Here is an 11,943-nt window from a genome sequence, read left to right as displayed (position 1 = left end):
TTTCAACTTCCCATGGAGTCTTCATGAAGCTGTATTACGCCCCCTATACCTGCTCGCTTTCCCCGCACATCGTGCTGCGCGAACTAGACCTACCGTTCGAGCTGGTCAAGGTGGACAACAAGACCAAGCAGACCGCCGACGGCCGCGACTTCCGCACCGTCAACCCCAAGGGCTACGTCGCCGCACTGGAGTTGGACGACGGCCAAGTCCTGACCGAAGGTCCAGCCGTCGTGCAGTACCTGGCCGACCTCAAACCGGAGAACGGACTGGCACCGGCTGCGGGCACCTGGGAGCGGGTGCGCCTGCAAGAGTGGCTGAACTTCGTCACCAGCGAAATCCACGCTGGTTCGGCTCCGCTGTTCAACGCTGCGTTACCCGAGGAAGCCAAAGCGTTTTTCCGCGAAAAGCTGTTCAAGCGATTCGACTACCTGCAAGACACCCTGAGCCGGCAGGACTATTTGGCAGGTGCAGCTTTCAGCGTGGTCGACGCCTACCTGTTCACCGTGCTGGGCTGGTGCAAGTTCTTCTCTATCGACCTCAGCCGCTGGCCCGCGCTGCCGGCCTATGTGAAGCGGGTCGGCGCTCGGCCTGCCGTGCAGGCCGCGTTACGGGCCGAAGCCTTGCAGTAGCGACGAGAGGGCGTGATGGAGTTTCGGCATCTGCGCTGCTTCCTGGCCGTAGCCGAAGAACTGCACTTCGCCCGTGCAGCGGAGAAGTTGCATATCGAGCAATCGCCGCTGTCGCGAGCCATCAGGGAACTGGAGGAAGAACTGGGCACTCGCCTGTTCATCCGCAACTCGCGCCACACCCGCCTGTCGCGCGCCGGGCAGATGTTCCTGGAACGCGTCCCACGCATCTTCACTGCCTTTCAGCAGGCCCGTGAGAGTGTCAAGGCCGTCGCGGCCGGCTACGACGGCCAACCAACTTCGTGTGGCGCTGTCCGATGGCATCACATCGCCGCGCCTGAGCGCCTTCTTGATGCAGTGCCACGAGGACGATCCCGAGGTCGATATCCATCTGGTCGAAGTGCCGTTGTCGCAACAGATCAAGGGGCTGCATGACGACCTGTACGACTTGGGGTTCGCTCAGTCCGATGAAGCCGGCGACAGCCTGCTGGCCGAACTGGCCTGGAGCGATCCACTGGTAGGGGCCGTTCCTGCACGGCCTCCCCTATTGACACACAAGCGCATCCCGTTGGAAGAGGTGTTGCGGTATCCGCTGGTGATGTGCGACCCGCACATCTGACGACGGTCAATTCCCCGTACTGGCCCAAGGCAGGCTTGGTGAGCTTGAGTTTTGCCATGATGACTCCTCGGAATGGCCCGATTCCCGGGAGCCTCATAGGGGCTACCAGCAGGGAAGTCAGGTCAGGTTTCGGAAAGCACCGGCATATGGTGGACGCGCCTAATTTATTGATAAATCTGCTGTATCGAGCTTCGGCGTAGTCCAGCGAAATGCGGCACTGGAGTCATGGTGAAATGAAAAAAGGTCCGCATTGCGGACCTTTTTTCTTGCCTTCGATATGACACAAGATCACATCACGGCACTCATCTGTCTACGTCAGAGGCGGCGATTTCGAGAGGATTCACCGCCGATAACACCAGTAGCGATCAGGCAAATGAGTAGAAAACACGGAAACTGACACGACGCTCTGACCAGAACTCAGCAGCGTCACGGAAGACATCAAGCAGCGTTTCCCGGCCATCCTTATCGAACTTCGTCACCACCGGCAGTCCCTCAAGCACCACCACGAAACCCGGTTGCGGGCCAGAGTGGCTGACAAGATCGGTGAGACAGTCGTGCAATGCGTCGTAATTCTTCCCGAAATGCTTGGGAAATAGAAACGACGTGGCAATCGTCTCCAGCACCTCGGCCTTGCTCTGCGCCTGTGAACAATTGGCGTATAGGAAGTGCTGCCCGAGTCGCTCGGCCTCTGCGGCCAGTTCCGGCACGCGGAATGCGCGGATCGACTGCACGATATTCGGCCTGACGGTCTTGAAAAGACTCATATCTCCCTCTTCCGATAAGGTATGGCGGCGGCCGGCCCGCGCTACAGCATGCAGGCCCAGCACCTGCTTGAACAAGTTGCCCTCGCCCGCACCGAATGGATCTGCCATAAGATCTTTCCCGCGTTCCTGTGCGAAAACCGGCTCACTCATACTGCTGTCATTCCCTTATGCGTCTAAAGCTGTTGTAGTGATCTTGCGTGTAGTAACACGGATCCACTGTGCGTTGGTCGCCGCCGCAGATGATGCGCCTAGCACCTCTATTGCGGGCACCGGGAGTCGGCACCGTATATTCATGGTAATAGCCGCGTGGCATTTTGGGCAGACGCTTTTCGTAGTTCCCGAACACAATGCCATCTTTGGCATAGGGGAACGGCCCGCCCTGAGCAATCAGCGTCAGCGTGCGCTGCGCTTCACGAGGCAACTCGGCAACGGATACCGCCGCCGTTTGATCCGTGACGTATGGCGCGGTTTCGCGCGCCACGGTATTGCCCGCCAGAAAAACACTACCAGCCGCCGTCAGCGCCACGATGCCCCGATGAAGCCAACGTGCCATTGTCATAGCTAGCCTGTCGCCCGACGCCGTTTTGCGCTGCGGACTTGTTCTGGTGGGTGAAGCCGTAAGGTTATCGCTATTGCTCCCGAGAATCAATGTCGGCTTACATTTTGCAACCAAACTAGTCAACAAATTCATGAAAACACAGGGGTCTTCACGACAGTAAGCACCCACACGGAGATTTTCGCTGGGTGAAATGCGTCGCGAAAATGACAAAACGCCGCCCCGAATCGGTGCGGCGTTTTGTCGTTAACGTGTGGCGAACAGCGCCAAACTGCCCTGCGTCCTCGTCAGATCAGCGCGATTCTTGCTGCGCTGCCGCATCGGCCACCACGAGCGCAGCCATGTTGATGATGCGGCGTACCGTCGCAGACTCGGTCAGGATATGCACCGGCTTCGCCGCACCTAGCAGGATCGGGCCGATCGCGACATTGTTGCCGGCTGCCGTCTTGAGCAAATTGTAGGCAATGTTGGCGGCATCGATGTTCGGCATGACAAGCAGGTTGGCAGCGCCGGTAAGCGTCGAGTCCGGCATGATGCGAGCGCGGAGTTCCGGGTCGAGTGCGCAATCACCGTGCATTTCCCCGTCAACTTCCAGTTCTGGCGCACGCTCTTGCAAAATCGCCAGTGTTTCGCGCATCTTGCGGGCGCAATTGGCATCGCTCGTACCGAAGTTCGAGTGCGAGAGCAACGCCACCTTCGGCTGGATGCCGAAACGGCGAATCTCGTCGGCCGCCATCAACGTGATCTCGGCCAGTTCCTCCGCGCTCGGGTCCTGGTTGATGTGTGTGTCGACCAGGAAAATCTGGCGATTCGGCAGAATGAGCGCGTTCATCGCGGCGTACACGTGGCCGCCCGCGCGCTTACCGATCACGCGATCGATGAAGTGCAGGTGACGGCCCGGCGTCGACACCGTGCCGCAGATCAGGCCGTCGGCCTCGCCCTTGCGCACCAGCATGGCGGCAATCAGCGTCGTGCGCCGGCGCATTTCGACGCGTGCGTACGACGCCGTCACGCCCTTGCGATTGGTCAACTGGTGATACGTCTCCCAGTAATCACGATAGCGCTCGTCGTGGTCCGGATTGACGACGGTGAAATCGACACCCGGCGTAAGGCGCAGACCATATTGCTCGATGCGATGTTCGATCACGGCCGGGCGCCCCACCAGAATCGGTGTCGCCACGCGCTCGTCCACGAGTACCTGCACGGCACGCAGCACACGCTCTTCTTCGCCCTCGGCAAACGCAATGCGCTTCTTGTCGGCGGGCACACTGCGCGCCACGGAAAACAGCGGCTTCATCAGACTGCCGCTGTGGTACACAAACTGCTGCAACGACTGCGAGTAGGCATCCACATCCGCGAGCGGGCGCGTGGCGACACCAGCGGCCATCGCCGCTTCGGCCACAGCGGTGGCGACCTTGACCAGCAAACGCGGATCGAACGGCTTCGGAATCAGGTATTCAGGGCCGAACGACAGGTTCTTGATACCGTAAGCCGACGCCACGATATCGCTCTGCTCCTGACGCGCCAATTCCGCCAGTGCGTTCACGGCGGCAATTTCCATCGAGCGCGTGATCGTCGTCGCGCCAACATCGATGGCGCCGCGGAAGATGAACGGGAAACACAGGACGTTGTTGACCTGATTCGGGTAGTCGGTGCGACCGGTGGCCATCACGCAATCCGGGCGCACTTCCTTCGCGAGTTCCGGCGTGATTTCCGGGTTCGGATTGGCCAGCGCGAAGATCAGCGGCTGATCGGCCATCGTCTTGACCATTTCCGGCTTGAGCACGCCGGCAGCCGACAGGCCGAGGAACACGTCTGCGCCGCCGATCACCTCGGCAAGGCTGCGGGCATCGGTCTTTTGCGAGAAACGGATCTTTTCCGGATCCATCAGTTCGGTACGGCCCTCATACACCACACCCGCCAGATCCGTCACCCAGACGTTCTCGATAGGCAGGCCCATGTCGACGAGCAGGTCCAGACACGCGAGTGCGGCGGCGCCCGCGCCGGACGTAACTACCTTCACCGACGTCAGTTCCTTGCCGACAACCTTCAGGCCGTTGATGAGTGCGGCAGCAACCACGATGGCCGTGCCATGCTGATCGTCGTGAAAGACCGGGATCTTCATGCGCTCGCGAAGCTTGCGCTCCACGATGAAGCACTCGGGCGCCTTGATATCTTCAAGATTGATCGCGCCGAAAGTCGGCTCCAGCGCGGCGATGATGTCGACGAGCTTCTCGGGGTCCTTCTCGTCGATCTCGATATCGAACACGTCGATATTGGCGAACTTCTTGAACAGCACGCCCTTGCCTTCCATCACCGGCTTCGATGCCAGCGGACCGATGTCGCCCAGACCAAGCACGGCAGTGCCGTTCGAGATGACACCGACCAGATTGCCACGCGCCGTATAACGGGATGCATTGAGCGGATCGACGACGATTTCCTCACACGCGGCCGCAACGCCCGGCGAGTACGCCAGCGCGAGATCGCGCTGGTTGAGCAACTGCTTGGTCGGCGCGATGGCGATTTTGCCGGGCGTGGGAAATTCGTGATACTCGAGCGCAGCTTCGCGCAGTTTCGGATCGATCGGCGTGGGCATGGGGAGAGGCTCTTGGACGAGCAGAATGAGTCAAATTTTCACTGCGAATTGTAGCCCCATTTATTCGCGCAATTTATGCAAAAAACGGATAAGGGCCGCACCTGCGTTACTGCATTTCCACGACGATAGTGGTCATAAATCCATGTGAAATCAACGCTGCATTGCACCATCATCTGCCATTTCAGACGAGGGATGAAGGTCGACTCAGGTGTTATCCGAGAGGATCATGAGAGATAGGCTGAATTCGTGACGGGCCCCGGTTGTCCACTTGGGAAAGCGGGAGCAGCCTCTTAGAATAGGGGTTCGCGTTGTGCATTTCGGCAGCCCGTTCACCCTTTTCACCCTTTTCACCCTTTTACGCCTCTACACTTTTACTCACTGCCCGCCGCCTGACGCCTCACGTTGCCACGCAGCCGCGCTGCAATGCAACGCATCCCGCCAAAGCGCTGGCAACGGTTGTACCGGTACCCATGACCACGACAATCCCGTCACCTTCGCCGCTGTCCGAGTTCTCGCTGATCGACCGCTTCTTCGCCCACGCAACACGCCAGGGTGAGCATGTGACGCTCGGCATCGGGGACGACTGCGCCCTGCTGCACCCGCCGGCAGGCGAGCAACTCGCGATTTCGACCGACATGCTCGTCGAGGGCCGTCATTTCTTCGCGGATGCCGATCCGCGCGCACTCGGCCACAAAACGCTCGCCGTCAACCTGTCGGATCTGGCGGCAATGGGCGCACGTCCCATGGGATTCACGTTGGCCCTCGCCCTGCCCGACAGCGATCCCGCGTGGCTCGCACCATTCGCGCAAGGCCTCTCGGCGCTGGCCGACCGCTACGCGTGCCCGCTGGTTGGTGGCGACACCACACGTGGTCCGCGCAATCTCTGCGTGACGGTGTTCGGCAGTGTGCCGGGCCCCCAGGCGCTGCGTCGCGATGCAGCGCGGCCCGGCGACGACATTTGGGTCTCCGGCACCCTCGGCGATGCCCGGCTCGCGCTCGGTGCATTGCGCGACGAATGGTCGCTTCACCCGGACGATCTCGCGCTCGCGCGCCGCGCGATGGACTGGCCCGAGCCTCAGATCGCACTCGGGCTGGCGCTGCGAGGCGTGGCACGTGCTGCGCTAGATGTCTCGGACGGATTGCTCGGCGACCTCGGCCACATTCTTGAGCGCTCGAACATGAGTGCGCAGGTGAATGTCGATGACCTGCCACGCTCGCCCCTGCTGGCATCGCAAACCCGCGAGGTTCAACGCCTTTGCACGCTCGCAGGTGGCGACGACTATCAATTGTGCTTTTGCGCCGACAGCGCCCAACGGCCTCGAATCGCGGCGATCGGTGACGAACTTGGCATACGTCTCACGCGTATCGGTACAATAGCGCTTCCCGACACGCGCCAAACGATGCTGCATCTTCACGACAAGACTGGCGCGGCCGTCGCTGCCGATTACAAAAGTTTCGACCATTTCCAATGAGCACTGATCAAACGGCCGCCGTCAACCCGGGCAGCGGCCCGCGCCGGCCGACCTCGCGTTTCCTGCTGTCGCACCCCGCGCACCTGTTTTCGCTCGGTTTCGGCACAGGCCTGTCGTCATTCGCGCCAGGCACCGTGGGAACACTGTTCGGGTGGGCGTCGTATCTGGTGCTCAATCTGTATCTGACCGTCACCGGATGGGGCGTGTTGATCGCCGCATCCCTTATTGGCGGCATCTGGATCTGCAGCTTTACGGCACGCAAGCTCGGCATACAGGACCCGAGCGCGGTTGTCTGGGACGAGATCGTCGCGTTCTGGATCGTATTGCTGTTCGTTACCCCGGCGAGCTTCGGTGGCCAACTGGTGGCGTTCGTCCTGTTCCGCTTCTTCGATGCCGTCAAACCACCGCCCATCAGTTATTTCGATCGCACGGTGAAGGGCGGCCTCGGTATCATGCTGGACGATCTCGTCGCCGCGTTCTGCACGCTGCTCGTGATTGCGTTGTGGCGCTCGATCTGACCGGCCTTTCTACCGTGGTGACAGTGGCGTGACGGCGGCGTGCCTGCCGGGTTTTCGCTGTGGGGTCACACTGAGACAGCGCCACAACGGGCGTCCCGCAAATGCCTCGCCCGCGCCCGTTACGTATTCGTTGCATAGACTTTTTGAAGGCGTCGTCCCGTGGTCTCCGAACAAAATCTTCTAGCTCAACTGTCGGTAAAGGTCGGCAACCGTCTGCGTGACGAACGCCTGATGCTAACGACGGCCGAGTCGTGCACCGGTGGCCTCGTCGCCGCTGCGATCACCGACATTTCCGGCAGCAGCAACTGGTTCGAGCGCGGCTTCGTCACCTACTCGAATCAAGCCAAGTCCGAGATGATTGGTGTTCCGGCCGAACTGATCGAGAAGCATGGCGCTGTGAGCGAACCCGTGGCACGCGCTATGGCCGAAGGTGCACTACTCAATAGCCGTGCACAGATCTCGCTGTCGATCACTGGCGTCGCCGGTCCTGGCGGCGGCACAGCCGATAAGCCCGTGGGCATGGTGTGCTTCGCGTGGAGCAACCGCGTCACGACCCTCGTCGAGACGAAGCAGTTCAAGGGCGATCGCACGCAGGTGCGCAGTCAGGCGGCACTACACGCGCTGCGTGGCGTTATCGAGTTGCTCGACAAAGCCGAAGCGTAGCTGCCGGGCTCGTCCCGCGTCGCGCCAAACGCGCAGCGGAGAGCACAAGACTGCGCGAACGCAGCCATCCGGCAATCATAAAAAAACAGCGCCTGCGATTCACTCGCAAGGCGCTGTTTTTTTGGGGGCGTCATCACCGATGGCGCGGTGGTAAAGCCCGACTTGGCTGCCGTTACGTATTGGACAATGACGTCGACGACTCGCGCATCAATACGACACCCGATCAGCGATAAGCGTTGATGCTGTCGCGCGTCTTCTGCGCAGCCGTCGCCGCAGCCTCGGCGAATTGCTCGTCGCGACCGGCATAGATGATGGCTCGCGACGAATTGATCATCATGCCCGTGCCGTTGGCGGTACGGCCGGCTTTGACCGTCGCCTCGACGTCGCCGCCCTGAGCGCCCACGCCTGGGATCAACAACGGCATATCGCCAACGATGCTGCGAACGGTCGCGATTTCCGCCGGGAACGTTGCACCGACCACCAGACCGATCTGACCGCTCGTATTCCACGGCCCCGCCGCCAAACGCGCCACCGTCTGATACAGCGGCTTGCCGTCGACATCGAGAAACTGCAGATCGCTGCCCCCCGGATTCGACGTCCTGCACAGCACGATCACGCCCTTATCGGCATGCGCGAGGTACGGTTCCAGCGAGTCGAAACCCATATACGGGTTCACCGTCACGGCGTCGGCACGATAGCGCTCGAATGCTTCGCGCGCGTACTGCTCGGCGGTGCTGCCGATATCGCCGCGCTTGGCATCGAGGATGACCGGCAGGCCCGGATGATCGGCGTGAATGTGCGCAATCAGCCGCTCGAGCTGGTCTTCGGCACGATGTGCGGCGAAGTAGGCAATCTGCGGCTTGAAAGCACAAGCGTAGCGCGCGGTAGCATCGACGATCTGGCGGCAGAACTCGAAAATCGCGTCGGGCTGACCTTGCAGATGTGCGGGGATGCGCGACGGCTCAGGGTCCAGTCCCACGCAAAGCAGTGAATTGTTGCGCGTCCAGGCGGCGTTGAGAACTTCGGTGAATGTCATGACGGGGTTCCGGCGGGGTTCCGGCGGCAGTAGTCCGGCGGAGGGTGATTCGAGACTGGTTCCATCCAGCGATGGCCGCTATTTTACCTGCTCGGCGGCCTCGCCTCCCTTGTCCGGCGCAAGCTGGCTGCGATGGCGGCGTCAGGCACCGCCTCAGCCGTTCAGTCGAGCCAGCCGCGATGACGGAAATACAGGAACGGTGCAATCGCCGAAAGGATCATCAAGCCGATGGCGAACGGATAACCGACCTCCCAACGCAGCTCCGGCATCATCTGGAAATTCATCCCGTAAATACTGGCGATCAGCGTGGGCGGAAGAAAGGCAACCGCCGCCACCGAGAATATCTTGATGATCTTGTTCTGATTGATGTTGATGAAGCCGATCGTGGCGTCCATCAGGAAGTTGATCTTGTCGAACAGATACGCCGTGTGGTTATCGAGCGATTCGATATCGCGCAGGATCTGCTTGCCCTCCTGATACTGCTCGTCTTTGAGCATGCGGGCACGCATGAGAAACGACACGGCGCGGCGCGTATCCATCACGTTGCGCCGAATCCGGCCGTTCAGATCTTCCTCGGCGGCGATACTCTCCAGCGCCTTGGCGGCATCGGCGTCGGTGAGATTCTTGCCGAGCACTCGCTTGCTCACGGCTTCGAGCGCAGCGTACACCCCTTCGAGCGAATCGGCCGAATACTCGGCGTCGGTCGAATAGAGGTCGAGCAATACGTCCATGGCGTCGCGAACCGACCCCGGACGAATGCGCGCACGCATGCGCACCAACCGGAACACCGGCAAATCTTCGTCGTGGATGGAAATCAACAGATCCTTGAGCACCACGAACGCGACAGGCACGTTGCGTGACTGCTCTTCGTCGTCGAGCAGGAAATCCGTGCGGATGTGCAGCACGCCACCATCGTCTTCGTAATAACGGGCCGATGCCTCGATATCGGTCACCTCATCGCGTGATGGCAACTTGACGTTGTAGGCCTCTTCTACCCAGCGGCGCTCCTCTTCCGATTCGCTATGTAAATCGACCCAGACCGGTGAGACACTGGCCAGGTCGCTGGGGTGGTCACACGTCACCTGTTGCAGGCGGCCATGATGGATGACGAAGGCATTGATCAAACGAGGTTCTCCCGGCTACGCAGCGACGGCAAGTGTAGCAGCCACGCCACAGACACGCCAAGAGCGGCAACCTTTCGCGATGACACGCGTCTTCTGTCGTCGGTCTGTGGACGATTCTTCGGTAAGAATCCTCCTAAAATCCCCAAAGTCGGCGCAGCCAGCCGGGAACGGTGGCAAGCTAGTCGAACCAATCTACGCACTTTGCGTCAACCTTGGTATCGACGCGTTCACGCGTCCATCGACAGGGAGAACAGCAAGATGAATGAAGTCACAACCCCTCTCGCGTCCTTCGACGCGGTGATGGGTTTTCTCGCGGGCAACGCCGTTCGTTACGGGCTGTCGTTCGTACAGGCTGTGCTGATTCTGCTGATCGGCTTCTGGATTGCGAAACGATTGGCCCGCTTCGTTCACCGCACACTGAGCCGTTCACCGCATTTCGACGCCACGCTCAGGCCGCTCATCGAGTCGGTCGTGCTTTGGTCGGTACGCATCATCACCATCGTTGCGGTACTGGCGCAGTTCGGCGTACAAACGGCCAGCATCATCGCGGTGCTCGGTGCCGCCGGCCTGGCGATCGGTCTCGCGCTGCAAGGCACGTTGCAGAACATCGCGGCGGGCACAATGCTGCTGGTGCTTCGCCCCTTCCGCAACGGCGACTACATTACCGCCGGTGCCTCGGTCGCGGGAACGGTCGACGAGATCGGCCTGTTCACCACCACGCTCACGAGTGCCGACGGTATTTACGTCTGCGTGCCGAACAATCAGATCTGGGGGCAGCCGATCACGAACTTCAGCCGGAACGCCACGCGTCGCATGGAGATCACCGTAGGCATTGCCCTTGATGACGATCTCGACGCAGCCATGGCCGCGCTGCGTGCGCACGTCGCGCACGACGACCGGGTGCTCGATAAACCTGCGCCGGAAATCATGGTCAAGCAGGTCAGCGACAGCGCCGTGATTGTGAACGTGCGCGTCTGGTCGCTGTTGGGCAACTACTGGGGGCTGTATTGGGATCTCCAGCGTCGTGTCAAGGAGACGGTCGAGGGCGTGGGTTGCTCGCTGCCGTTCCCGACGCGCACCATCATGCAGGTGCCTGCACAGCCCGTACCGGACGCGGCACAGCCGAGACACTAGCCCCGCTCGCCTCCCCGCTCACGCGGGGCTCGGGTTGCGGAACACCGGGGCGGCGTAGACGCCGCAGAAACGGCACGGCATCGGCAACGCGCTACTGCGGCAACTCCGCAGCGCCCATACGACGCGAAATCACGCCGGCGCGCTGCGCGAGATACGGCGAATTGCGATGAGCGTCGAAATAACGCGGACGCGGCAGCATCACGGCCAGTCGCGCCGCCTGCCATGGCGAAAGCTTGGCGGCCGGAATGCCATAGTAGTAACGTGAGGCCGCTTCGGCACCGAACACGCCTTCGCCCCACTCCACCGAATTGAGATAGATCTCGAAGATGCGCTGCTTGTCCATCCAGAACTCGAGCATCCAGGTGATGCTCAGCTCTTCGGCCTTGCGCAGATAACTCTTCTCGCTCGACAGAAACAGATTCTTGGCCAACTGTTGCGAAAGGGTCGAACCGCCAGCGACAATGCGCCCCTTCTTCTGATTCTTCTCCCACGCGCCGAGCATCGCGTCGATCTCGAAGCCATCGTGGTTGACGAAGTTCGCGTCCTCACTCGCAATGATCGCGCGCTTCAGGTTGCGCGAAATCTGATCGTACGGCACCCATTCGTGCCGCAGCGTCGCGTTCGGATCGGTCTCGCGCAGCCTCGCCTCGGCCGCCCGCATGAACGCTGTCGACTGCGGATTGAAATGCACCCACCAGCCGATCTGTACAAAGTAGTAAAGCTGTGTGGCCAGCACGCCGACGAACAGCAGCGTGACGACGTAGGCCGTCCATCGCCACGGCCCCCAACGGCGTTGACGGGTCGTGCGCGGAGCGCGTCGCTGCACAGCCATCGC

General features: G+C 61.0%; 11 protein-coding genes and 1 pseudogene. 6 read left to right on the top strand and 6 right to left on the bottom strand.

The features are described from left to right. The first annotated feature begins 23 nt into the window (after nt 1–23). Both gstA and PCO31110_RS15055 read left to right on the top strand, forming a co-directional pair. Entirely contained in the window at nt 24–629 is a 606-nt protein-coding gene (gene gstA, locus PCO31110_RS15060; protein WP_010803976.1) for a glutathione transferase GstA, read from the top strand. Between the two features lie 15 nt (nt 630–644). Continuing rightward, nucleotides 645–1,236 (top strand): annotated as a pseudogene (locus PCO31110_RS15055) (LysR family transcriptional regulator); the annotation flags it as partial. 374 nt (nt 1,237–1,610) lie between these two features. On the opposite strand, the gene PCO31110_RS15050 reads toward PCO31110_RS15055, so the two are convergent. The 3 genes from PCO31110_RS15050 to PCO31110_RS15040 all read right to left on the bottom strand — a co-directional run bounded on the left by PCO31110_RS15050 (nt 1,611) and on the right by PCO31110_RS15040 (nt 5,161). Next, nucleotides 1,611–2,159 carry a barstar family protein gene (locus PCO31110_RS15050; protein ID WP_036664343.1) on the bottom strand — a complete coding sequence of 183 codons (549 nt, stop codon included), beginning with the start codon at nt 2,157–2,159 and terminating at the stop codon, nt 1,611–1,613. 7 nt (nt 2,160–2,166) lie between these two features. After that, entirely contained in the window at nt 2,167–2,562 is a 396-nt protein-coding gene (locus PCO31110_RS15045) for a guanyl-specific ribonuclease (RefSeq protein WP_010803972.1), read from the bottom strand. 295 nt (nt 2,563–2,857) lie between these two features. Next, nucleotides 2,858–5,161, bottom strand: coding sequence for an NADP-dependent malic enzyme (locus PCO31110_RS15040; protein WP_150690782.1), 2,304 nt, complete (start codon nt 5,159–5,161; stop codon nt 2,858–2,860). Between the two features lie 470 nt (nt 5,162–5,631). On the opposite strand from PCO31110_RS15040, the gene thiL reads away from it, so the two are divergent. From thiL to PCO31110_RS15025, 3 genes are all read left to right on the top strand, one after another. Then, the gene (thiL, locus tag PCO31110_RS15035; protein WP_010803970.1) at nt 5,632–6,633 is read left to right on the top strand and encodes a thiamine-phosphate kinase; all 1,002 of its coding nucleotides are present in this window, start codon (nt 5,632–5,634) and stop codon (nt 6,631–6,633) included. Further along, nucleotides 6,630–7,151, top strand: a complete 522-nt coding sequence (locus PCO31110_RS15030) for a phosphatidylglycerophosphatase A family protein (protein ID WP_010803969.1) — start codon at nt 6,630–6,632, stop codon at nt 7,149–7,151. The genes thiL and PCO31110_RS15030 overlap by 4 nt, the downstream gene beginning before the upstream one ends. 159 nt (nt 7,152–7,310) lie before the next feature. Beyond that, the gene (locus tag PCO31110_RS15025; RefSeq protein WP_010803968.1) at nt 7,311–7,814 is read left to right on the top strand and encodes a CinA family protein; all 504 of its coding nucleotides are present in this window, start codon (nt 7,311–7,313) and stop codon (nt 7,812–7,814) included. 223 nt (nt 7,815–8,037) lie between these two features. Here the strand turns inward: PCO31110_RS15025 and pyrF are convergent, their stop codons facing one another. Further along, nucleotides 8,038–8,850: an orotidine-5'-phosphate decarboxylase gene (gene pyrF, locus PCO31110_RS15020; RefSeq protein ID WP_150585699.1), complete on the bottom strand. Its 813-nt coding sequence runs from the start codon at nt 8,848–8,850 to the stop codon at nt 8,038–8,040. Nucleotides 8,851–9,011: 161 nt separating this feature from the next. Continuing rightward, nucleotides 9,012–9,974, bottom strand: coding sequence for a magnesium/cobalt transporter CorA (corA, locus tag PCO31110_RS15015; RefSeq protein ID WP_010803966.1), 963 nt, complete (start codon nt 9,972–9,974; stop codon nt 9,012–9,014). Nucleotides 9,975–10,232: 258 nt separating this feature from the next. Between corA and PCO31110_RS15010 the strand changes: the two genes are divergently transcribed. After that, nucleotides 10,233–11,108 carry a mechanosensitive ion channel family protein gene (locus PCO31110_RS15010; RefSeq protein ID WP_010803965.1) on the top strand — a complete coding sequence of 292 codons (876 nt, stop codon included), beginning with the start codon at nt 10,233–10,235 and terminating at the stop codon, nt 11,106–11,108. A 91-nt stretch (nt 11,109–11,199) separates the two neighbouring features. On the opposite strand, the gene mtgA is transcribed toward PCO31110_RS15010, so the two are convergent. After that, nucleotides 11,200–11,940, bottom strand: coding sequence for a monofunctional biosynthetic peptidoglycan transglycosylase (gene mtgA, locus PCO31110_RS15005; RefSeq protein ID WP_010803964.1), 741 nt, complete (start codon nt 11,938–11,940; stop codon nt 11,200–11,202). Nucleotides 11,941–11,943 lie beyond the last annotated feature (3 nt).

This window comes from Pandoraea communis (assembly GCF_902459745.1).
In the GTDB taxonomy this organism is placed as follows: domain Bacteria; phylum Pseudomonadota; class Gammaproteobacteria; order Burkholderiales; family Burkholderiaceae; genus Pandoraea; species Pandoraea communis.
Note: the sequence above shows the minus strand (reverse complement) of the source record. Positions and strands in the feature narration are given on the sequence as shown.

Excerpts from the sequence above, each read along its gene's own strand:
- gstA (WP_010803976.1), top strand. The coding sequence starts at position 24 with ATGAAGCTGTATTACGCCCCCTATACCTGCTCGCTTTCCCCGCACATC.
- PCO31110_RS15050 (WP_036664343.1), bottom strand. The coding sequence starts at position 2,159 with ATGAGTGAGCCGGTTTTCGCACAGGAACGCGGGAAAGATCTTATGGCA.
- PCO31110_RS15045 (WP_010803972.1), bottom strand. The coding sequence starts at position 2,562 with ATGGCACGTTGGCTTCATCGGGGCATCGTGGCGCTGACGGCGGCTGGT.
- PCO31110_RS15040 (WP_150690782.1), bottom strand. The coding sequence starts at position 5,161 with ATGCCCACGCCGATCGATCCGAAACTGCGCGAAGCTGCGCTCGAGTAT.
- thiL (WP_010803970.1), top strand. The coding sequence starts at position 5,632 with ATGACCACGACAATCCCGTCACCTTCGCCGCTGTCCGAGTTCTCGCTG.
- PCO31110_RS15030 (WP_010803969.1), top strand. The coding sequence starts at position 6,630 with ATGAGCACTGATCAAACGGCCGCCGTCAACCCGGGCAGCGGCCCGCGC.
- pyrF (WP_150585699.1), bottom strand. The coding sequence starts at position 8,850 with ATGACATTCACCGAAGTTCTCAACGCCGCCTGGACGCGCAACAATTCA.
- PCO31110_RS15010 (WP_010803965.1), top strand. The coding sequence starts at position 10,233 with ATGAATGAAGTCACAACCCCTCTCGCGTCCTTCGACGCGGTGATGGGT.
- mtgA (WP_010803964.1), bottom strand. The coding sequence starts at position 11,940 with ATGGCTGTGCAGCGACGCGCTCCGCGCACGACCCGTCAACGCCGTTGG.